The sequence below is a fragment of the Agrobacterium pusense genome (genome assembly GCF_900102105.1).
GTDB lineage: Bacteria > Pseudomonadota > Alphaproteobacteria > Rhizobiales > Rhizobiaceae > Agrobacterium > Agrobacterium pusense.
This window is the reverse complement of record NZ_FNBB01000003.1, coordinates 479811-500751: the sequence shown is the minus strand read 5'-3', so window position 1 is coordinate 500751 and position 20941 is coordinate 479811. Positions and strand designations below refer to the sequence as shown.

20 protein-coding genes are annotated in these 20941 nt (G+C 59.5%); 12 read left to right on the top strand and 8 right to left on the bottom strand.

Annotated features, from left to right (window positions below; genetic code table 11):
- Positions 1–187: 187 nt before the first annotated feature.
- The 4 genes from BLU28_RS11370 to BLU28_RS11355 all read right to left on the bottom strand — a co-directional run bounded on the left by BLU28_RS11370 (position 188) and on the right by BLU28_RS11355 (position 3810).
- Positions 188–1228, bottom strand: a complete 1041-nt coding sequence (locus BLU28_RS11370; RefSeq protein ID WP_064263450.1) for an ABC transporter substrate-binding protein — start codon at positions 1226–1228, stop codon at positions 188–190.
- A gap of 62 nt (positions 1229–1290) precedes the next feature.
- A complete protein-coding gene (locus BLU28_RS11365; RefSeq protein WP_006698407.1) occupies positions 1291–1956 on the bottom strand; it encodes an RraA family protein in 666 nt (221 codons plus the stop codon).
- A gap of 15 nt (positions 1957–1971) precedes the next feature.
- The gene (locus BLU28_RS11360; protein WP_006698408.1) at positions 1972–2754 is read right to left on the bottom strand and encodes a carbon-nitrogen hydrolase family protein; all 783 of its coding nucleotides are present in this window, start codon (positions 2752–2754) and stop codon (positions 1972–1974) included.
- Positions 2755–2901: 147 nt separating this feature from the next.
- Positions 2902–3810, bottom strand: coding sequence for a LysR family transcriptional regulator (locus BLU28_RS11355; RefSeq protein WP_004445429.1), 909 nt, complete (start codon positions 3808–3810; stop codon positions 2902–2904).
- A 314-nt stretch (positions 3811–4124) separates the two neighbouring features.
- On the opposite strand from BLU28_RS11355, the gene BLU28_RS11350 reads away from it, so the two are divergent.
- From BLU28_RS11350 to BLU28_RS11335, 4 genes are all read left to right on the top strand, one after another.
- Positions 4125–5624 (top strand): helix-turn-helix transcriptional regulator, encoded by a 1500-nt coding sequence (locus BLU28_RS11350; RefSeq protein WP_044459216.1) that lies wholly within the window; start codon positions 4125–4127, stop codon positions 5622–5624.
- A gap of 118 nt (positions 5625–5742) precedes the next feature.
- A complete protein-coding gene (locus BLU28_RS11345) occupies positions 5743–5922 on the top strand; it encodes a CsbD family protein (protein ID WP_004445431.1) in 180 nt (59 codons plus the stop codon).
- A gap of 7 nt (positions 5923–5929) precedes the next feature.
- Entirely contained in the window at positions 5930–6277 is a 348-nt protein-coding gene (locus tag BLU28_RS11340) for a BON domain-containing protein (RefSeq protein WP_006698410.1), read from the top strand.
- A complete protein-coding gene (locus tag BLU28_RS11335) occupies positions 6274–6780 on the top strand; it encodes a DUF992 domain-containing protein (protein WP_077985668.1) in 507 nt (168 codons plus the stop codon). The genes BLU28_RS11340 and BLU28_RS11335 overlap by 4 nt, the downstream gene beginning before the upstream one ends.
- A 64-nt stretch (positions 6781–6844) precedes the next feature.
- Here BLU28_RS11335 and BLU28_RS11330 read toward each other — a convergent pair whose 3' ends face one another.
- Entirely contained in the window at positions 6845–8119 is a 1275-nt protein-coding gene (locus tag BLU28_RS11330; protein WP_077985669.1) for an NAD(P)/FAD-dependent oxidoreductase, read from the bottom strand.
- 15 nt (positions 8120–8134) lie between these two features.
- Positions 8135–8803 carry a haloacid dehalogenase type II gene (locus BLU28_RS11325; protein WP_035206927.1) on the bottom strand — a complete coding sequence of 223 codons (669 nt, stop codon included), beginning with the start codon at positions 8801–8803 and terminating at the stop codon, positions 8135–8137.
- 324 nt (positions 8804–9127) lie between these two features.
- Between BLU28_RS11325 and BLU28_RS11320 the strand changes: the two genes are divergently transcribed.
- From BLU28_RS11320 to BLU28_RS11290, 7 genes are all read left to right on the top strand, one after another.
- Positions 9128–9964, top strand: a complete 837-nt coding sequence (locus BLU28_RS11320; protein WP_064263545.1) for a GNAT family N-acetyltransferase — start codon at positions 9128–9130, stop codon at positions 9962–9964.
- 15 nt (positions 9965–9979) lie between these two features.
- Entirely contained in the window at positions 9980–11353 is a 1374-nt protein-coding gene (locus BLU28_RS11315; RefSeq protein ID WP_064263452.1) for an aspartate aminotransferase family protein, read from the top strand.
- Positions 11354–11611: 258 nt separating this feature from the next.
- The gene (locus BLU28_RS11310) at positions 11612–12325 is read left to right on the top strand and encodes an HAD-IA family hydrolase (RefSeq protein ID WP_077985670.1); all 714 of its coding nucleotides are present in this window, start codon (positions 11612–11614) and stop codon (positions 12323–12325) included.
- Between the two features lie 93 nt (positions 12326–12418).
- Complete coding sequence (locus BLU28_RS11305) at positions 12419–14029, top strand: ABC transporter substrate-binding protein (RefSeq protein WP_006698417.1); 1611 nt, start codon at positions 12419–12421, stop codon at positions 14027–14029.
- 93 nt (positions 14030–14122) lie between these two features.
- On the top strand, positions 14123–15073 hold the full coding sequence (locus tag BLU28_RS11300; RefSeq protein WP_004445443.1) for an ABC transporter permease: 951 nt from the start codon (positions 14123–14125) through the stop codon (positions 15071–15073).
- Positions 15073–15927, top strand: a complete 855-nt coding sequence (locus BLU28_RS11295) for an ABC transporter permease (RefSeq protein WP_077985671.1) — start codon at positions 15073–15075, stop codon at positions 15925–15927. Before BLU28_RS11300 ends, BLU28_RS11295 begins: the two co-directional genes overlap by 1 nt.
- A complete protein-coding gene (locus BLU28_RS11290; RefSeq protein ID WP_077985672.1) occupies positions 15924–17579 on the top strand; it encodes an ABC transporter ATP-binding protein in 1656 nt (551 codons plus the stop codon). Before BLU28_RS11295 ends, BLU28_RS11290 begins: the two co-directional genes overlap by 4 nt.
- Before the next feature lie 248 nt (positions 17580–17827).
- Here the strand turns inward: BLU28_RS11290 and BLU28_RS11285 are convergent, their stop codons facing one another.
- Positions 17828–18304 (bottom strand): Lrp/AsnC family transcriptional regulator, encoded by a 477-nt coding sequence (locus tag BLU28_RS11285; protein ID WP_004445447.1) that lies wholly within the window; start codon positions 18302–18304, stop codon positions 17828–17830.
- Between the two features lie 229 nt (positions 18305–18533).
- Here BLU28_RS11285 and BLU28_RS11280 point away from each other — a divergent pair, with 229 nt between their 5' ends.
- A complete protein-coding gene (locus BLU28_RS11280) occupies positions 18534–19859 on the top strand; it encodes an NAD(P)/FAD-dependent oxidoreductase (protein WP_064263456.1) in 1326 nt (441 codons plus the stop codon).
- Between the two features lie 64 nt (positions 19860–19923).
- Here the strand turns inward: BLU28_RS11280 and BLU28_RS11275 are convergent, their stop codons facing one another.
- Complete coding sequence (locus tag BLU28_RS11275; protein WP_077985673.1) at positions 19924–20859, bottom strand: ABC transporter substrate-binding protein; 936 nt, start codon at positions 20857–20859, stop codon at positions 19924–19926.
- Positions 20860–20941: the final 82 nt, after the last annotated feature.

The following is a 20941-nucleotide window of genomic DNA, read 5'->3' as shown; positions in this document are numbered from 1 at the left end:
TTGCCTTTCTCCAGAGCATGTCAGACACTTGGCGTCTTGAACATGTCCTGTCCCTTGCGCGCCGACCCACCTCGGCACCGATCCGAGCGTCGATGGGGAAGATGAGCCGAAAGGTTTGGTATGCTGCTTCCGCAGCCGACAAGGGGTGCGGAAGTCTTGCCATTGCTCGCGCCAGGCGCGAAAAGCCTCAGCGGCTGAGCGGAATGACCTTGCGACGCCAGTCCTGCGTGATCTGGTCACGAACCTTCGAGAGGCCGATCCAGTCAACCGGAATGACCTTGTCCATCGCCTTGACGACCGTGCGATCGCTGACATCGGCAGCCACCGTGGCCTTGGCATTGGTCGGCGCATAATACATGGCGGCGGTGAAGGCGGCCTGGGCTTCCGGGCTCAATGCATAATCGACGAACTTGCGGGCCGCCTCGGACGAAGGGCCTCCTTTGACGAGGTTGAGCGTATTGATCTGGAGGATCGTACCTTCCTTCGGAAGAACGACCTTCATCTTGCCCTTGGAACCATCGGCGTTCACCTGGCTGCGGGCGTTCCAGCCCACGCCCAGCGATACCTGGCCATTGACGACATTCGGATAGACTTCCGGTTTCGGTTCCCAGGTCTGAACGTTCGGCGCCACTTCCGCCATGGCCTTGATGCCGGCATCGATGTTCTTGATGAAATCAGTGCCGCCATTCATGTGATCCATGATGATCGTGGTGCCGATGCCGACGATGTCAGGGGCGCTCAGCATGGCGACCTTGCCCTTGAATGCGCTGTCCTTCAGGGCATTCCAGCTATCCGGGGCGGTCTTGACCGCATCGGTATTGTAAATGAGAACCAGATTGTCGAAAGTCACGCCAACACCGGCCACACCTTCGAAGCGGGCGTTCGGATAAAGGTCGGCGACATTCTTCGTCACGCTTTCATCGATCTTGTCAAACAGGCCTTCATCCGTGCCGGTTTTGGCAACAGAGACATCCATCAGCGCGATATCGGATTGTGGAGCAGCTTTCTGGGCGCGCAGCGCGCCGAGCATGGCGGCAGAACCCTGCTGCGGGAAATATTCGACCTTGATGTCAGGGTTGGCGGCCATGAAAGGCTCGATGACGGCCTTCGTGTAACGCTCCTGGAAAAGGCCGCTATAGCCGAGGAACGTCACGGTCTGCTGGGCCTGCGCCGGCAGGGCAGCCGCACCGAGCATGAGAATCCCACTCAGAAGTATCGTTTTCTTCATTGTCCTGTTCTCCTCTATTGTTATTGGGAGTGGCGAACGGATCCGCCACCCGTAAGCCTGTGTCAGGCGCTGAGCTTGGCCTGGACGAATTTGTTGGCGCCCGAAATATCCGGCAGCTTCTCGCCGTTGCGCAGGCGCTCCAGAAGCACGATCTCGGCTTCCTGCATGCCGATGGCGCGCTCCGCCATGGCGCGAGCCTGGCTCGGATGAAGGGCGACCACGCCGCTCTCATCGCACAGGATCGCATCACCCGGATTGATCACCTGGCCGCCAACGCTGATCGGAATATTGATCGCGCCTTCCAGACCGAGGATCTTCGTGGTGATCGGCGACGGGCCGCGGCACCACATGGGCATGTCCACCTTGGTGAACTCCGAAAAATCGGTCGCCGGACCATCGACGACACCGGCTTTGACACCGGCCATCTTCATGGTGTTGGTGATGACGCCGCCCCAGCAGGCGTGGCGGGTATCACCGCAACGGTCGATGAGAACGATATCGCCCGGACGCACGAGTTGCGTCAGGTAGTGCAGCATGGTCGAATCCGCATTCGGGATGCGAAGCGTGACGGCGGTGCCCGCCACGCGCTTGCCCGGAAGGACCGCCCGGATTTCAGGATCGACGAAACCGGAATGGAGCACATGGCCGATCGTGGCGACTTCGACCTTTTCAAGAAGTTCGATGATGTCGGGGCCGATCTGTTCCGGCATGGGGTTGACGATAAACATTGGGTCTTTCTCCGATCAGAGAACGTGGTGGTTCGCCACCGGCACGTTGGCGCGCACCTTGGCCGAATAGTCGAAGTCGAGAGCAGCGCCGGCTGTCCCGACAGTGTCGGAGCATTGCGCGACGATGTGACCCCACGGATCGATGACCATGGAATGTCCCCAGCAGGCTTTCTTTCCACCCGCATGGGTGCCGATCTGTCCGACGGCAAGGAAATAGGTCTGCGTCTCGACGGCGCGGGCGCGGGCCAGCACTTCCCAATGGTCCTTCCCCGTCATCAGCGTGAATGCAGCCGGCAGAACGATGACGTCCGCGCCCTTGTCCCGCAGCGCACGAAACAGTTCCGGGAAGCGGATATCGTAGCAGATGCCGCAACCGACCGTCTTGTCGCCAACCTTATAGGTTACGACCTCTTCGCCGCGGGCGACGGAATCGGATTCGCGGTAGCTGATGCCGTTCGGCGTATCGACGTCGAACAGGTGAATCTTGCGATAACGGGCGATCTGCTTGCCATCAGGGCCGAAAACGAGGGTCGAATTATAGAAGCGGTTGCCTTCCTTCTCGACGATGGAGCCGGCATGGAGCGTTATGGCATGCTTCTTCGCGAGCCCCGAAAGCAGCGTATAGATTTCACCGCCAGGAAATTCCTCGCCGCTTTCATGCATCTCCCGAGGATTATCTCCAAGAAATGCGAAGTATTCAGGAAGAACAACAAGGTCAGGATTGTCCGCCTTGACTGCCTTCTCAATCAAATCGGCAGCAACCTTCAGGTTCTCTGCCTTGTCATTCTGGGTATTCATTTGAACAAGTGAGACTTTCACGTTGCTCTCCTCTCATGTTGCGAGGAGAATTAAGAACGGGAACTGTTTTCGTGACAAACGGAAAAACTCTATCGAAACCCATAAGATAAGCTTATAGATTAATCATCTTGCAATGCAGCATAAAAATTAAGCTGCGGCGGTCATCCATTGAATCGTGGTTTCACTGACGATCTCCGTCGCCATGTCGGCGATCGCGCGGGCGAGCGCATTGTCGCCTCGCTCCTGGTAAACCGTGTGAAAGGTCAGGGGCGGCACCGATGGCGTGATGTCGAGAATACGCGCTTCGCCAGATTTGATGATGCCGTCCACCAAGACACGCGGCAGCGCACCGACGCCGACGGCCGTGGCCACGAGGCGTGTCATGATCGACAGTGAATTCGAATTATAAATGCGGCTGTCGGACAGGCCGTGCGAATCCAGAAGCGCCCGCAACGCCTGATGCGGCTGCGAGCCGGTGGAGAAGGTAAGCAACGGAAAATGCGCGATATCTTCAAGCGTCACGCCGGTTTCCGGCAGCGGCAGTTCGACCGCGCCCACCCAGCAGGATTCGAAGGTGCAAAGCGGTGAGTTATAGATGTCAGCAGCCATGATCGGCCCCATGATGAAGCCGACATCCACCTCGCCGTTCTGGATACGCTGGGAGAGTTTCAGGCTGGTATCGATTGTCAGATCCAGACTGACGCCGGGATATTGCTCGTTCATGCGGCGGATGAGAAGCGGCAGCCAGGCATACACGATCGTATCGGCAGCACCGATCCTCACCGTCCCCCTCAGCGCTTCCCGATTGCTGACGATTTGCCGGAATTCGCCGGTGAGATTGACGATCTTTTCGGCATGTTGCAGCGCCAGACGACCGGCGGGAGTCAGGTTGACGCAGCGCACATCACGCGTGAACAGGACGACGCCAAGCTCCCGCTCCAGCGCGGCGATGCGGTTTGAAACAGATGCCTGGGTCGTGTGCAAGCGTTCCGCGGCTGCCGAAAAGCTGCTCAATCGGGCAGCCCAGAGAAAGGTTTCGAGGAATCGGGTATTCATGGCTCAATCTTCTCGGATGGCTGCGCGATCCAGCTTCAAGTCTCTGGCGTTGTCTCGCCCTTGGCATCTGTGGTTCAAGAGGCAGTATGTCCGATGCGCGCGCCCATAAGCAAGTGATCACCGCCGCGTTTGCAGGGGGCGAAAATGAACCTTGAGGTGACGGGATGACGGACAGCCAACAAATCCGCACCATCCGATTCCGGCGCGCTTATCGCGGTCAAGCGGCGCGTTATCGTGTCGTCTATCCGTGCCTTGCAACACTTGGCGGAACTTGGCGTTATAAAGGCATAAAGTTTCTAGATGCCAGGGGCGACATGGACGACAGCGTGACCATTCCCAAGATCAACCGGCTCGTATTGCAAAATCTCGTAACCGGGCTGAGCGACGGGCTGATCCTTCTCGAAAACGACGGAACAATCGCCTGGGCCAACAGGGCGGCGCTTGTGATGCACCGCATAGAATCGGTATCCGAACTCGGCGACGATACCGAAAGCTACCGGCGGAATTTCACGCTTCGGTATCGCAATAATCATCTTCTAGAAGCAGGGCAGTATCCGCTTGAGCGGCTTCTTGCCGGCGAAACCTTTGAAGACGTCACGGTGGAAATATCGCCGAGTGACGATGAAACCGAATGCTGGGTGCACACCGTGCGTGGCCTTATCCTGGAAGATGCCGGCGCGAAACCGGATGTGCTGGTGCTGATCATTCGTGACGAGACGCCGCGCTACGAAGCGGAGGCACGTTTCGAGAGTGCTTTTAACGCAAATCCCGCACCTGGTCTCATCTGCAGGCTTGAAGACCAGCGCTTCATTCGTGTCAACCAGGGCTTTCTGGAAATGACCGGCTTCAGCCGGGAGGATATTATCGGCATCAGCGTCGAGGAACTCGGCCTGTTTTCCGAATGCGATACCGGCGAGGATGCGCTGAAACGCCTGCATGAAGGACGTGTCATACGCCAGCGTGAGGCGCTCATCCCCATTCCCGGCGGCGACCGGCTGGTGATCGTGGCGGGAGAAACCATCGCCGTTGCCGAAGAGCCGTGCATGCTTTTTACCTTCGCCGATCTCGACGGCCGCCGGAAAGCACAAAATGCACTTCGCCAGAGCGAGGAGCGCTTTTTCAAATCCTTCCGACTCTCGCCCGCACCGGCTGCGATTTCGAGGCTTGAAGATTTCGTGCTGACAGAAGTCAACGATGCATTTCTGACGCTGTGCGGACGCAAGGAAGCCGAGGTGGTGGGCAAGACGGCGAGCGAACTGAAATTGTGGGACGATGTGGCAGCACGGCGCGATGTCGAAAAGCGGCTGAAGGACAATATCCCGATCCGCAACGAGAACCTGCGCATGAACCTTGCCGATGGCAGCGCGGCCGAATGTATCGTTTCTGCAGAACGCGCCGAGATCAATGACCAGCTCTGTGTCATCTGGGCGATACAGGATGTGACGGAGCGACGCCGCTCCGAGAACGAACTGATCGAGGCAATCGAGAGCGTCATGGCCGATACATCATGGTTCAGTCGCACCGTGGTGGAACGGCTGGCAGGGCTCAGGCAGAATTCCCGCGGGGCGTCATCCTCCGCTTCGCTCAAGGATCTCACCGAGCGTGAAGAGCAGATATTGTCTCTGATCTGCGACGGATGCAGCGACAAGGAAATGAGCGACCGGTTGAACCTGTCCAGACATACCATCCGCAATCATATCGCGTCGCTATACGGCAAGATCGGCGTCAACCGCCGCACGGCGGCGGTCATCTGGGCTAGGGAGCGCGGTTTTGCCGGCCGCCGGGAAAAACAACATTCGCCACCCGCAAAATAGGTCAATTTGTACCAGTTGAACTAGTAGCTAATGCTCTGCAAGGAGCACTATTCCAGGGCTACCTTTCCATCATGCCGTTACCAACCGCGGCACGCTCAAACGATGGAAGGAGTTCGTCATGGACAATAACCGTATCGAAGGTATCGCCCGTCAGGCAAAGGGCACGATCAAGGAAGCAGCCGGCAAGATCACCGGCAATGACAAGCTTCAGGCTGAAGGCAAGGCCGAAAAACTGGCCGGCCAGGCGCAGGAAAAGCTGGGCCAGACGAAGGATACCGTCAAAAAAGCATTCAAGTGAACCGTCCATGTTCAAGGCAGGAGGTTTCACCATGATGCTTGCGTGCGAAGCAAACCCGGCGGCAAGCTGCCTTCCGCAGGAGGTCAGCCTCTGCGCCGCCCTGCAGGCCGTAATCGCCTATGCTGACGGACAGGAGAAAAGCTCAATCTCCGTCACGTCGGTCGAGGGCCGTATTGTGCTCTCGGGCGAGGTTGAAACGCTCTCTGCCTTCGAACGTGCGGTGATCATCGCGGAATGTTTCGCATCGCGGCCGATCATTGCGGATCTCGCGATCCGGCAGCCGCCCTATCCCTATCTGGATGCCTCTTCCCCACGCATCCGCCTCGTGAATGATAACAGGAGTGACAGACAATGAAAAAACTCGTTCTCGCAACTGCAATTGCAACGCTGGCCATTGCCCCACTCGCTTCCGCCGAGACGAAGCACAACGGCAAGCGCGCTACGGAAACCGCGCAGAAGGAGCGTGTCGGCACGCTGTCGTGTGAAATCGCCGGCGGCGTCGGCCTCGTCGTCGGATCCAGCAAGGCGGTGAACTGCGAATTCCGCCAGCGCTCAGGAAAGACTGAGCGCTACACGGGAAAGATCGGCAAGCTCGGTCTCGACATCGGCGTGACCGGCAAGACCTATACGAGCTGGATCGTGCTGAACACGGCGGCAAGCCGTGTGGGTGACGGCGCGCTGAGCGGTGATTATGTCGGCGCTTCCGCAGGAGCGTCGGTCGGGGTCGGTGTCGGCGCCAATGCGCTGATCGGCGGCAATGCCAAAAACTTTGCCCTGCAGCCGATCAGCGCCGAAGTGGGAACCGGCGTGAATGTTGCAGCGGGTGTATCCCACCTTCAACTGAAGCGCGCGGGTTGACCGTTCATCCGGGGCATTCAAGGAGTGGCCGCGCCTGGCTGGCGCGGCCACAAATTGCGGCCGGCTACTGTATCTTGTCCAGCATCTTGTAATATAAACCCACGAGCGGCAGGAACCAGGGCTTGCCGAAATGACCTGGCACCGCCGGCCACTCAAGCCCCTTTAGCGGGTTGTTGTCCGGCCGCCCCAGAATGGCATCCGCCACCACCATGCCGAGATGTGTGGAAAGCTGCGCCCCGTGACCGGAATAGCCCATGGCATACCAGACGCCATCGTGATAGCCGGCCCGCGGATAGCGGTCCTTGGTCATGTCCACCAGTCCGCCCCAGCAATAGTCTATCGGCACATGCGAAAGCTGGGGAAAAATGCGATGGAGGCTTTCCGTCAGGATCGCTCCGCTCTTGGCGTCAGAACGCTGGTCCGACGTGGTGGAGAAGCGTGCACGGCCGCCAAAGATCAGCCGGTTATCCGGAGCCAGCCGGAAGTAGTTGCCGATGTTCATGGAATTGACATAGGTTCGATTACCCGGAACCGACGCCTTCACTTCTGCATCCGTCAGCGGCCGCGTGGCGATGATGAAACTGCCGACGGCGATAATGCGCCGGCGAAAATAACCGAAACCGGAGGGCGTGTAAGCGCCCGTCGCAACGAAAACATTGTCCGCGGTCACCTTGCCGCGCGCGGTTTCAAGTTCGTGAAGCCCGCCGTTCTGAATGTGTTTCGTCACCGACGCATTTTCGAAGATCACCGCGCCATGACGGCTGGCAGCTTCGGCGAGCCCTGCCACATAACGGCCCATATGCATCATGGCGCTCTTCTTCGAGAGCATGGCGCCATGAAAGGGCGAACCTATTTCCGTCGTAAGATCGGCGGCGGACAGAAGCGCCGTATCGGGATCGACCTCGGCGTATACAGCTTCGAAATTCCTCGCCAGCCCTTCGAAATGCTGCGGCTTCGAGGCCATTTTCAGTTTGCCCGCCCGGCGGAAATTACAGTCGATACCTTCCTCGGCGATCAGGCTCTCCAGCGTGTCGATTGACGCGTCCAGTGCTTTGTACAGCGCAATGGCTCGTTCCTTGCCAAGCTCCGCCTTGGCGGAAAGATAGGAATGGGCAAGGCCGTTATTGAGGTGCCCGCCATTGCGGCCGGAAGCACCCCAGCCGACCCGCTGCCCTTCCAGAACAACGACGCGCGCGCCCGCTTTCGCGAGCTGGCGCGCGGCACCAAGACCGGTAAAGCCGCCGCCGATGACGGCCACATCATAGTGACCCTCTACAGGACCTTCCGCCGCCCCCGCGAAAGAGGGGGCAGTATCGTGCCAGTAGGAGACGAGCTTCATGGCCTGGTCCTTTCCTTACAGTCCGACAACACCCGCGAGACCGGAAATATCGGCGATCTCGACATAACCATAATAAGGGTTTGCCGGTTCGTGCCCGCGATTGACCCAGACCTTGTTCTTGATGCCGAGATCATGGGCCGACATCAGGTCGTAACGGAATGAGGACGAGACGTGGAGAATGTCTTCCGGACCACAGCCGAGCATGTCGAACAAATATTCGAAAGCCTTGAAATGCGGTTTGTAGGCCTGCGCCTGCTCGGCCGTATAGACGGCATGGAACGGCGCACCGAGCTTTGCGACATTCGACATGATCTGCGAATCCATGGCGTTGGACAGGATGACGAGCGGAATTTCGTTTGCGACCTTCGCCAGACCAGCGGGGACATCCGCGTGCGGACCCCAGGTCGGAACGCGCTCATAGGTCATGATGGCATCGTCGTCCTTGAAGGATACGCCGTTGCGCTTGCATGTCCGTGACAGCGCGTTGTGAACGACTTCAGCGTAGGGCTTCCAGTCATGCATGACCTCGTCCAGACGATAAGCAGAGAAATTCTTGATGAATTCCTGCATCTGCGCTTCATCCAGGCGGTCGCCGTAAAGATCGCGGGCTGCCTCGGCCATCTGAAAGTTAATCAACGTACCGTAGCAATCGAAAGTGATGTATTTCGGGCGGAAGATGGTCATGTCGTCGTCATCCTTGATTGGGGATCGAGTGTGGCCGGAATAATGAGATCATAGAAAGCCTTTGTCCCGTCGGCGCACCGCAATTGCCCGTCGCGAAAGCAGATTGTTGCGTATGTAGCTGCCAGTTTGGCAGAGAGTTGCGCGCGGAGAAACCCGGATCTCCTCGCCCGGCCCGGTTTGCCGCCAGGCGCGCACGACAGGCGGCATAAGATGCGGCAACGGATAAAAGCAACAGCGAAACATATCGAACCTTCCCATTTGTCGGGACAATCTTCTTCAAACCTCAGTCTATCAATGAACCAGCAGAGCAAACGGAGTTTCGGCATGCACGCCAGCCCCATCGACATCCAGTCCTTTCAACCTGACCATCTTGACGCCGCCGTCGAACTCTCGCGCCAGGCCGGTTGGCCGCATCGCAAGGAAGACTGGGCGCTTGTCCTTTCAATCAGCAATGGCTTCGTCGCGCTCGAAAACGGCCGTGTCGTCGGAACCGCAATGGCGACGTTGCTGGGAGATGGCTGCGCCACCGTCAATATGGTGATCGTGGATGAGGCAATGCGCGGGCGCGGTCTTGGCCGCCGTCTGATGGATGCGGCGATCGGCGCCACCGAAAAGCGCGAATGCCGCCTGGTCGCCACGGCCGATGGCCTTCCCCTCTATGAAAAAATGGGCTTCGTCGCCTCGGGGGAAGTGCTCCAGCATCAGGGTGTTCCTGTTCCTGGCGAAAAGCCGGCGGGTGTCGCCTGGCTCGAGACCGTCGTTCCAGGGGAGCTTGCGGTGCTCGATGCGCAGGCGTTCGGCGCGGACCGCACCCCGCTCTTTGCAGCGCTTGTCGCGAGAGCGCGTTTTGCCGAAGTCCGGCAGGAGGGCGTCCTCAAGGGCTTTGCAGCCCTGCGCGCCTTCGGGCGCGGTGAGGTCATAGGCCCGGTCGTGGCAGAAAATGCTGAAACTGCAAAGGCCCTCATCGCTTTCGTCATTGCCGAGCGCCCCGGCATGTTCCTGCGGGTGGACACCACCGCCGATACGGGTCTCGCCCCATGGCTCGTCGAAAATGGTCTTGCCCATGTCGGCGGCGGCATCGCCATGCGCCGACCGAAGACCGACATCGCCCCCGGCAGAAAATTCAGAACATTTGCATTGACCAGCCAGGCACTCGGCTGAATCCGGAGAGAGACCATGTTAAGCAATTCCCTGATCGAACTGGACCGCGCCCATCTGGTGCACCCCGTCTCCTCCTTCCGCGGCCATGAGAAGCTGGGCGTGCGGGTGCTGAAATCGGCAAGCGGCGCCACCGTCACCGACATCACCGGCCACCAGCTCATCGATGGCTTTGCCGGTCTGTGGTGCGTGAATGCCGGTTATGGTCATGACAGCATCGTTGAGGCCGCGGCCAGACAGATGCGGGAATTGCCCTATGCCACAGCCTATTTCGACATTGGCAGCGAGCCGGCCATCCGGCTTGCGTCGGAACTCGCCGACCGAGCGCCCGGCGACCTGAACCATGTCTATTTCACGCTTGGCGGCTCCGATGCCGTGGACAGCACCATCCGTTTCATCCGCTATTACTGGCACGCCAGGGGTGAGCCGCAGCGTGACCAGTTCATCTCCATCGAACAGGGTTATCACGGCTCCACCACCGCCGGTTCGGGCCTCACCGCCCTGCCCGCGTTCCATGCTGGTTTCGGCGTGCCTTACGACTGGCAGCACAAAATCCCGTCGCACTACGCCTATCGCAACCCGGCCGGAAGCGATCCCGCCGCCATCATTGCCTCCTCCCTGCAAATTCTGAAGGACAAGATCGAGACGATCGGTCCGGAGCGCGTCGCCGCCTTTTATGCGGAGCCCATTCAGGGTTCCGGCGGGGTGCTCGTACCGCCGCCCGGCTGGATCAAGGCCATGCGGGACCTCTGCAAGTCATACGGCATCCTTTTCGTCGCCGACGAAGTCATCACCGGCTTCGGGCGTACCGGCCCGCTTTTTGCCTGCGCCGACGAAGATATCGTGCCCGACTTCATCACCGCGGCGAAGGGCCTCACGTCCGGCTACGTGCCGATGGGCGCGGTATTCATGGCTGATCATGTCTACGACACGATTGCCGATTTCGCAGGCGAAGCGGCGGTCGGCCATGGCTATACCTATTCCGCTCATCCGGTCAGCGCAGCCGTGGGTCTGGAAGTGCTGAAGCTCTACGAAGGCGGGCTGCTGGAGAATGGCCGCCGCGCCGGCGCGCGCCTCATGGCGGGGCTGGAAGGGCTGAGAAGCCATCCGCTGGTCGGCGATGTGCGCGGCCGCGGCATGCTTGCCGCCGTCGAGCTTGTGACCGACAAGGAGAAAAAAACCCCGCTTCCGGCAGCGGCCATACCGGCCCGCAGGGTTTTTGACCGCGCCTGGGAGAACGGCCTCATCGTGCGCGCCTTCGCGAGCGGCATCCTCGGCTACGCGCCGCCGCTCTGCTGTACGGATGGCGAGATCGATGCGATAATCGAACGAACGCTTAAAACCCTCGATCAGACGTTAGAGGACCCGGCCGTGCGGGCGGCCATGGCCTGAAGCGGCGACCGGCTCTTTCCGGCACCTTCGCGAAATGTCGCCACACAGCGCATATTCGCAATATTCTGCCGAAGAGCCGATCCATTTCGGAGAATCCGGCGCGCCGGAACTGCCAAACTATCCCTAAGAAAAAGCACAAAACGCTACTAAAACAGGCGTTTTCAAAAATGGGAACGGGACAAGGATCCCGTCCGGGAACGAAATAAAATGCCGCAACCCTCCCCTAAAAAGGACGTGGCGGCAGAGCGGAGACCGACATTGCCCAAAAAACTGAGCGACTTCAAATATATGAGCTTCGACGTGGTGGGAACCCTCATCGATTTCGAACGGGGTCTGACATCGACGCTGGCCGCAATCGGTGCGGAAAACGGTGTTGAGGTCGATGGTGAAAAGGCGCTCGCGCTCTACCGTGCGGCCCGCTACTCCGACGCGACCGACCTTTTTCCCGATGATCTCGTGCGCGTCTACCTCATCATTGCCCCTGAGCTCGGCCTGCCGGTGGAGCGCGCCTATGGTGAGCGTCTGCGCGACGCGGCAAAGGACTGGAAAGGCTTTGCCGACAGCCGCGCCGCGATGGCCGAACTTTCAAAGACCCACCGCCTGATCGCCATGACCAACGCCCGACGCTGGGCCTTCGACTATTTCTCGAAGGAACTCGGCAACCCCTTCCACGCCGCTTTCACCGCGGATGACACCGGCACTGAAAAGCCCGACCCTGCCTTCTTCGAGAAGGTCTTTTCCTTCGTGGAAAGCGAAGGAGCGTCGAAGGAGGACATTCTGCACGTGGCGCAGAGCCAGTACCACGATATCGGCATTTCCCGAAAACTCGGCATGACCAATTGCTGGATAGAGCGTCGCCATGCCCAGAAGGGATATGGCGGCACGATCGAGCCGGAAAACTTCACCGAACCGGATTATCACTTCACGTCCATGGCCGGCCTTGCCGAAGCCGCCAGACAAACGGGCGGCTGAGCCGCCCCTGCTGTCGGCGTGGCGCACACCGGTGCGCAGCCGCAGGTAATTTCTACAGACGCATTTCAAGAAATCATACAAAAGGGGAAGACCATGAGTGACAGGATTTCAAACTGGACCCGCTCCGATGATGCTGCCGTTGAACAGGCAATCCGCCGCGGCGCCACACGGCGCGAACTGCTTCACATGATGCTGGCGGGCGGCGTAGCCCTTTCCGCCGGTTCGGCGATCCTCGGCCGCGCGTCGCAAGCCGTGGCGGCTACCCCGGTTTCCGGCGGCACGCTGAAGGCGGCGGGCTGGTCGGCCTCCACTGCCGATACGCTGGATCCGGCCAAAGCCTCGCTCTCGACGGATTATGTCCGCTGCTGCGCGCTCTACAACCGCCTGAGCTTTCTCGACATTTCCGGCACGCCGCAGATGGAGCTGGCCGAATCGATCGAATCCAAGGACGCCAAGACCTGGACCGTAAAACTCCGCTCAGGAGTGACCTTCCACGACGGCAAGGCGCTGACCGCCGACGACGTGGTCTATTCGCTGAAGCGCCATCTCGATCCAGCCGTCGGCTCCAAGGTTGCCAAGATCGCGGCACAGATGACCGGCTTCAAGGCCGTCGACAAGAGCACCGTCGAGATTACGCTGGCCAGTGCCAATGCCGACCTGCCGACGATCCTTGCCATGCACCACTTCATGATCGTGGCGGACGGCACCACCGATTTCTCCAAGGGCAATGGCACCGGTGCCTTCAAGCTCGAAAAATTCGAGCCGGGGGTACGCTCGATCATGGCGAAGAATACCAATTACTGGAAATCCGGTGGACCGCACGTCGACAGCTTCGAGTTCTTCGCGATCTCGGACGATAATGCCCGTGTCAACGCGCTTCTCTCCGGTGATATCCAGCTCGCCGCCGCCATCAACCCGCGCGCGCTCCGTCTGCTCGACAAGCAGGAGGGCGTTGTCCTGTCGAAGGGAACGTCCGGCAACTACACCAATCTCAACATCCGTCTTGATCAGGCACCCGGTAACAAGGCCGATTTCATTGCCGGCATGAAGTCGATCGTCAATCGCGAGCAGATCGTCAAGGCGGCCCTGCGCGGACTTGGGGAAGTGGGGAACGACCAGCCGGTGCCGCCCATGAGCCCCTATCACAATCCGGATCTGAAGCCGAAAGCCTTCGATCCCGAGAAGGCGAAGTTCCACTTCGAAAAAGCCGGCGTCATTGGCCAGTCCATCCCGGTCATTACCTCCGACGCGGCGAACTCGGCCATCGACATGGCGATGATCATCCAGGCTTCGGCTGCGGAAATCGGCGTCAAGCTGGACGTGCAGCGCGTTCCCGCCGACGGCTACTGGAGCAATTACTGGCTGAAGGCCCCGATCCATTTCGGCAACATCAACCCGCGTCCGACGCCCGACATCCTGTTCTCGCTGCTTTATGCATCGGACGCGCCGTGGAACGAAAGCCAGTACAAGTCGGAAAAATTCGACAAGTTGATGCTGGAGGCGCGCGGCCTGCTCGACATGGAGAAGCGCAAGCAGATCTACTTCGAGATGCAGACGATGATCGCCGACGAAGCAGGCACCATCATTCCCGCCTATCTCACCAATGTGGACGCAATCTCCTCCAAGCTGAAGGGGCTGGAAGCCAATCCACTCGGCGGCATGATGGGTTACGCCTTCGCGGAATACGTCTGGCTCGAAGCCTGATAAACCATGGTGCCGGGCGTGAAACAGCGCCCGGCAAGCTTTCCCCGAGATGCGGGAAGCCTCCACCATCAGGCAGGTTGCAGGAGCATGTGAATGAACAGCCGGATATTATCCCTTGTCGCCAGGCGGCTGGTCGTCATGCTGACGACGCTGCTTATCGTCTCATTTATCGTCTTTTCAGCCACCAGCCTGTTACCCGGCGACACCGCGACGATCCTCCTCGGCCAGGCGGCGACGCCTGAAGCCGTTGCGGGCCTGCGTACCGCCATGCATCTCGACGATCCCGCCCTGCTGCGTTTCATCCGTTGGCTTTTCGGCCTGGTGCAGGGAGATCTCGGCACGTCCTATGCCAATAACATGGCGATTGCCGATCTCATCGGCCCGCGTTTCATCAACTCCATGAAGCTGGCTGGCATCACGACCATCATCGCCGTGCCGCTGGCGCTGACGCTCGGCATCAGTTCCGCAATGCTGCGCGGAACGCTTTATGACCGGGCCGTCACCGTGCTGACCATCGGCGTCATTTCGGTGCCGGAATTCATGATCGCGACGCTCGCGGTGCTGCTTTTTGCCGTTTACCTGAAATGGCTGCCGGCGCTATCGCTCGTCAGCGAAGTGCACACGCTTTTCGATGTGCTGCGTGTTTACGCCATGCCCGTCATCACCCTGACCTTCGTTGTCTCCGCCCAAATGATCCGCATGAGCCGCGCCGCCGTTATCGAGACACTCGACACGCCGTATGTCGAAATGGCGCTGCTGAAGGGTGCGCCGCGCATGCGCATCGTGCTGCGCCACGCGCTGCCAAACGCGCTTGGCCCCATTGTCAACGCGGTGGCGCTCTCGCTCTCCTATCTTGTCGGCGGTGTTATCATCGTCGAGACGATCTTCAATTATCCCGGCATCGCCAAGCTGATGGTCGATGGCGTCGCCACCCGCGACCTGCCGCTGATCCAGACCTGCGCAATGATCTTCTGCGTCGGTTATCTCCTCCTCATCACGACCGCAGACATCATCGCCATCATGTCCAATCCGAGGCTGCGCTGATGGCCGATCATGTCAAAACAACTTCGGGGACCTCGCGTTTGGGTTACAAGATCAACGCAGTCGGCGTTTTCGGCTTTCTCGTCATCTTTCTCTGGGCCATGGTTGCGATCTTCGCGCCATATCTCATTCCGCATCCGGTCGGTGAAATCGTCGATTTCGATTATTTCGGGCCGATGACATCAGAGCTCTGGCTCGGTTCGGACTATCTCGGTCGTGACGTGCTTTCCCGTATTCTCATGGGCGCACGTTTCACGGTCGGCATTTCGCTGGCAGCGGTCGCCATCGCCTGCACCTGCGGCGTTGTGCTCGGCATGTGCGCCGCCGTCATCGGCGGCTGGTTCGACGCCGCGCTCAGCCGGTTTCTCGATGCGGTGAATTCCATTCCAAGCAAGCTTTTCGGCCTCGTGGTCGTCGCCGCTGTCGGTTCGTCCATTCCGGTATTAATCGTCACGCTCTCGGTCATCTACACGCCCGGCGCCTATCGTTTTGCCCGCGCGCTTGCAGTCAATGTCAACACAATGGATTTCGTCACAGTGGCGCGTGTTCGCGGTGAGAGCCTCTTTTATCTCATCGGCTCCGAAATTCTGCCGAACATCATCCGGCCCGTGCTTGCCGATCTCGGCGTACGGTTCGTGTTTATCGTCCTGCTTCTTTCTGGCCTTTCCTTCCTTGGCCTCGGCCTGCAGCCACCCAATGCCGACTGGGGTGCGCTGGTGCGCGAAAACATCGGCGGCCTGCCTTTCGCGGCCCCCGCGGTCATTTTTCCGTCACTGGCCATTGCAAGCCTGACGATCAGCGTGAACCTGCTGATCGACAATCTGCCGAAGAAAATTCGCGACAGGAGCGAAGCATGAACAATCTCGTTGAAATCCGCGGATTGAAGGTCGAGGCAACCACCGATTCAGGCCGTCGCATCGATATCATCAAGGGCGTCGACATCGATATCGCCGATGGCGAAATCGTCGCACTGATCGGCGAAAGCGGCTCCGGCAAGACCACCATCGCCCTGACGCTGATGGGTTACGCCCGCCCCGGTTGCCGCATTTCCGGCGGCAGCGTCAAGGTGGCGGGTCAGGATATGGTGCAGCTTTCCGAAACAGAGCGCGAAAGGGTCCGCGGCACACAAGTCACTTATGTCCCGCAAAGCGCTGCTGCCGCCTTCAACCCGGCACAGAAGATCATCGATCAGGTCATCGAAGTCACCCGCATCCATCACCTCATGCCGCCGCAGGAAGCCCGTGCACGCGCGGTTGAGCTCTTCAAGGCGCTCTCATTGCCCAACCCGGAAACCATCGGTGACCGTTATCCGCATCAGGTCTCCGGCGGTCAGCTTCAGCGCCTCTCCGCGGCCATGGCGCTGATCGGCAATCCAAAGCTGGTGATCTTCGACGAACCGACCACCGCACTCGACGTCACGACCCAGATCGAGGTCCTGCGCGCCTTCAAATCGGCAATGCGTAAGGGCGGCATCGGAGGTGTCTATGTGTCACACGATCTCGCCGTCGTTGCCCAGATCGCCGACCAGATCGTGGTGCTGAAAGGCGGCGAGGTACAGGAAACCGGCACCACCAGGGATATTCTCGAAAATGCGCAGCATCCTTACACAAAGGAATTGCTGACGGCATTTCATGACAAGGTCCGCGCGGTCGCCCCGCCAACGCAGGACCGGGCAGCACCGTTGCTGGATATTGAAAATCTGATCGCTGGATATGGCACCAAGGGCGACGACAGGATGCCGCTCGTGCGCGCCGTGGATTCCGTCAGCCTTTCGGTCTATCCCGGTCGCAATCTTGGTATCATCGGCGAATCCGGCTGCGGAAAATCGACACTGGCACGCGCCATTGCCGGCATTCTTCCGGCGGCAGGCGGCCATGTCATTTTCGAAGGCAAGGAGCTGGATGCCGATGCCCGCCATCGGACAAGCGACCAGCTGCGCCGCATGCAGATCGTTTTCCAATATGCCGATACCGCGCTCAACCCTTCGAAACCGATCGAGGATATTCTCGGCCGGCCGTTGACCTTTTATCACGGCATGAAGGGCAAGGCCCGGGATGCGCGGGTCGATCAGCTTCTCGACATGGTGAAGCTGCCGCGCTCGGTGCGCCACCGTCATCCCTCAGGCCTGTCAGGCGGGCAGAAGCAGCGCGTCAATTTCGCCCGGGCGCTGGCCGCCGAACCATCACTCATCATCTGCGACGAAATAACCTCGGCGCTGGACACCGTGGTTGCCGCCGCCATCATCGATCTTCTCGGCGAATTGCAGCGGGAGCTGAATCTCTCTTACATCTTCATCAGCCACGATCTCTCGGTGGTGGAGACCATCTGCGACGAAATCGTGGTGATGTACGCCGGCAAGAAGGTGGAGCATCTGGAGACGGAAGCCATCAAATCGCCGACGCATCCCTATTCAAAGCTGCTCTTCTCTTCGGTACCCAAACTCGACCCGACATGGCTCGACAATCTTCAGCAGGATGCGGAGCTGGTGCGGGCGTTTTCCAAGCGGTGAGCTGCTGAAAAACAGTAAGGCGTTGCAAAAACCTGGGTGATTACCAAAGAGGATTGAGACGCTGTCCTCCGTCATGCCGAACTTGATCCGGCATCCAGCCACGGCGCGTCTGCCCCGTGAGAAGAGTCTTTTGCAATCAAGGACTTGATCGCGCTGGATCCCGGATCAAGTCCGGGGTGACGGAGTGTAAGTGCAACCCCCTGTCAAACCCATCGGTTCTGCGGACGTCTGATGTACTACCTCTCACTTCAAAGCGGAAACAGGCTGGTCAGCGGCATATGCGATTTGATAATCGGCGATTTCAGCACCACGAAGCTGAAATATTTGTCGATGCCCACGTCCATATCGGTCAGCCTTTCCATGATCGACTGATATTCGACAATGCCCGACGTGACGAATTTCAGGAGGTAGTCGTAACCGCCGGAAACGAGATGGCATTCCACCACCTGGTCGATTTTTTCAACGACCCCGAGGAAGCGGGCGAAATCGATCTGGCGATGATTCTTGAGTGTGATCTCGGTGAAGACCGTCAGCGTCTGGCCGAGTTTGTTGATGTTGATCTGCGCCGAATACCCCTCGATATAACCTTCCGACTGGAGCTTCTTCACCCGCATCAGGCAGGGGCTTGGCGAAAGATTGACAAGTTCCGCCAGCTCGACATTGGTGATGCGACCGTTTTTCTGAAGTTCATAGAGAATCTTGATATCGATCCGGTCAAGTTTCATCACGTGCGGAACCCCTTTTGTTTTTTCAGACACGCGGCATAAAATTCTGGCGCGGCAATTGAAATCTTACCACATGGACGCGCGCTGTCGACGCAACGATGTTTTTTTCATTCAGCAGAAAGAGTTGCAGAGAGGTCTGCGAACAGCAGAAAATTCCGGCAGAGAGCCCAGTCTGGCAACGTTTGCGCGTCGGCCAAGGTAAATTAGGACGACTATAAGGAGTCAGACCATGCCCGCCCCGCTGCAACAGATAACGACATCGCCGGACCTGCCGAAAGCGGCTGACGCGGTCATCATCGGCGGCGGCATCGTCGGCGTATTCGCTGCTTATTACCTCGCGCAGCGCGGCCTGAAAGTCGCCCTTGTCGAAAAAGGCCTTATCGGCGCGGAGCAATCCAGCCGGAACTGGGGCTGGTGCCGGCAGCAGAACCGCGACGCAAGGGAATTGCCGATTTCGACGCAGAGCCTTACGCTCTGGGAACGATTTGCGGCCGAAAGCGGCGAGAACACCGGCTTTCGCCGCTGCGGGCTGCTTTACCTGAGCGACAACGAGGCCGAGCTTGCTGGATGGGCGCGCTGGCGCGACTTTGCCCTTACTGCCGGCGTGACGACCCATATGTTGAGCGCAGATGAAGCGAGCGAGCGTGGGCATGCGACCGGAAAACGCTGGAGGGGGGGCGTTTTTTCACCGACCGACGGAACAGCCGATCCTTCCATGGCGGCCCCCGCCGTAGCGCGTGCCATCATGAAGCTGGGCGGCACGGTGCATCAGAACTGCGCCGCGCGGGGCCTCGAGACGGAAAATGGTCGCGTCAGCGCCGTCGTTACCGAAAAAGGAACCATCCGCACGAAAACGGCGATCATGTCCGGCGGCGCCTGGGCCTCTTCATTCTGCCGCCAGCTGGGCATCCGTTTTCCGCAGGCTTCGGTTCGGTCCTCTATTCTCGCCGTTACGCCCGGCGCGGAGGGTCTGCCGGATGCGCTGCACACTGCCGCCGTCTCGGTAACGAAGCGGAATAATGGGGGCTATACGCTCGCCATCAGCGGGCTTGGACGCATTGACCCGACGGCGCAGCAGGCGCGGTTTGCGCGTGAGTTCGTGCCGATGTTCCTCAAGCGCTGGCGCAGTCTCAGGCCAGGCGGCCTGGAAGGCGTTCGCGGTGGCCACGAGTCGCTGAAAAACTGGCGCCTCGATGCGCCGACCCCCATGGAACGGGTTCGCATTCTGGATCCGAAACCGAATGCGGCAGCGATACGCGAAACCCATGAAAGAGCTTTGCAGCTCCTGCCTGCTCTACGCAAAACGCAGGTTTCGACCACATGGGCCGGCTTTATCGACAGCACGCCGGATGGCGTACCTGCCATTGGTGAAACCAGCGAATTGCCCGGCTTCATCCTCGCCGCGGGCTTCAGCGGCCATGGTTTCGGCATAGGTCCGGGAGCGGGCCACCTCATTGCCGATATCGTCACTGGCGCCAGCCCGATCGTCGATCCCGCGCCTTATCATCCCAGCCGTTTTAACAGCTCGGCCTGGGGCAAGGTCGCGGATTTCTGACGGACAAATACCCGCGCGGGGATGACCCAGCGGGTATTGCAGTCCGCCGCATCTCATCTGCAGGTCAGCTTTTCGGCAGTCCGGGAGGATTGGTCCGCGATTCCGGCAGGGCCTCTTCGGAAAGTTGCCAGCGGTCGAGAATTTTTGCATAGGCACCACTCTTGATCAGATCGTTGGTGGCGAGTGTCAATGCATCGGCCAGTCCCGAACCCTTGCGGGTGGTGATTGCAACGTCGGAACGTTCCGGCCATCCGGCGGAAAGGGTCCCGACACGCTTGATTGTCTTGTCTCGCGCTGCGATGAAAACCAGCTGGGCATGCGGCTGAACGATTACATCCGCCCGCCCTGCCGAAAGGGCTACAAGCCGCGTTGCTTCATCGTCGTAATATTGCAGCTCGATCGGCTTCAAATCGGCGGCAACGTTCTCGTCGCTCCATTTCAGCAGGATACGCTCCTGATTGGTGCCGGCGCCGACGATGATACGCAGCCCCGCCGCATCCTTCGGCTCCCTGATAGCGCTTATGCCACTGTCGGACTTGACGAAGAAGCCGTGGAGACCCTGCCGGTAGGTGGAGAAGTCGAATTTTTCCTTGCGCTGCTCCGTGACACCTACATTCGAGATCACCGCATCGTATTTGCCCGACGCGAGCCCCAGCGGCCAGTCCGCCCAGGCGACCGCCACCAGTTCCAGCTCAAGCCCGAGACTGTCGGCAACGGCGAGCGCATAATCGGGATCGGCCCCTACGACAGTCTTCGCGTCGGTTGCGTAAGTGGCCAGCGGCGGGCCGCCCGGTGAAACGGCCACGGTGAATTTGCCTGGTGAGACGAACCGGAAATCCTTCGGGATGGCGGCAATGGCGCCGGCATCCTTCTCGACCCTGACACGCCCAGGCTGATCCGGCGACAGATCGAATACATCATCTGCGAAAGCAGACGCGAAGCCGGCAAAGGAAAGAAAGGCGCCGAGCGTGACGGAGGTCAGGCGAAAGGTGAAAGTCATTGGTGTTTCCCGATATTGATCGCGGGACGGAGGTAGCGCGGGCGGGAGGAGGCCCGCGCTACCGGCTGAGTGATGTCCCACC

Bases quoted from the DNA above. Each gene is read 5' to 3' on its own strand.
- BLU28_RS11335 (WP_077985668.1), top strand. From the start codon at position 6,274: ATGAAAAAACTCGTTCTCGCAACTGCAATTGCAACGCTGGCCATTGCC.
- BLU28_RS11345 (WP_004445431.1), top strand. From the start codon at position 5,743: ATGGACAATAACCGTATCGAAGGTATCGCCCGTCAGGCAAAGGGCACG.
- BLU28_RS11295 (WP_077985671.1), top strand. From the start codon at position 15,073: ATGGCCGATCATGTCAAAACAACTTCGGGGACCTCGCGTTTGGGTTAC.
- BLU28_RS11370 (WP_064263450.1), bottom strand. From the start codon at position 1,228: ATGAAGAAAACGATACTTCTGAGTGGGATTCTCATGCTCGGTGCGGCT.
- BLU28_RS11305 (WP_006698417.1), top strand. From the start codon at position 12,419: ATGAGTGACAGGATTTCAAACTGGACCCGCTCCGATGATGCTGCCGTT.
- BLU28_RS11350 (WP_044459216.1), top strand. From the start codon at position 4,125: ATGGACGACAGCGTGACCATTCCCAAGATCAACCGGCTCGTATTGCAA.
- BLU28_RS11280 (WP_064263456.1), top strand. From the start codon at position 18,534: ATGCCCGCCCCGCTGCAACAGATAACGACATCGCCGGACCTGCCGAAA.
- BLU28_RS11365 (WP_006698407.1), bottom strand. From the start codon at position 1,956: ATGTTTATCGTCAACCCCATGCCGGAACAGATCGGCCCCGACATCATC.
- BLU28_RS11275 (WP_077985673.1), bottom strand. From the start codon at position 20,859: ATGACTTTCACCTTTCGCCTGACCTCCGTCACGCTCGGCGCCTTTCTT.
- BLU28_RS11285 (WP_004445447.1), bottom strand. From the start codon at position 18,304: ATGAAACTTGACCGGATCGATATCAAGATTCTCTATGAACTTCAGAAA.
- BLU28_RS11355 (WP_004445429.1), bottom strand. From the start codon at position 3,810: ATGAATACCCGATTCCTCGAAACCTTTCTCTGGGCTGCCCGATTGAGC.
- BLU28_RS11315 (WP_064263452.1), top strand. From the start codon at position 9,980: ATGTTAAGCAATTCCCTGATCGAACTGGACCGCGCCCATCTGGTGCAC.
- BLU28_RS11300 (WP_004445443.1), top strand. From the start codon at position 14,123: ATGAACAGCCGGATATTATCCCTTGTCGCCAGGCGGCTGGTCGTCATG.
- BLU28_RS11340 (WP_006698410.1), top strand. From the start codon at position 5,930: ATGTTCAAGGCAGGAGGTTTCACCATGATGCTTGCGTGCGAAGCAAAC.
- BLU28_RS11325 (WP_035206927.1), bottom strand. From the start codon at position 8,803: ATGACCATCTTCCGCCCGAAATACATCACTTTCGATTGCTACGGTACG.
- BLU28_RS11320 (WP_064263545.1), top strand. From the start codon at position 9,128: ATGCACGCCAGCCCCATCGACATCCAGTCCTTTCAACCTGACCATCTT.
- BLU28_RS11360 (WP_006698408.1), bottom strand. From the start codon at position 2,754: ATGAATACCCAGAATGACAAGGCAGAGAACCTGAAGGTTGCTGCCGAT.
- BLU28_RS11330 (WP_077985669.1), bottom strand. From the start codon at position 8,119: ATGAAGCTCGTCTCCTACTGGCACGATACTGCCCCCTCTTTCGCGGGG.
- BLU28_RS11290 (WP_077985672.1), top strand. From the start codon at position 15,924: ATGAACAATCTCGTTGAAATCCGCGGATTGAAGGTCGAGGCAACCACC.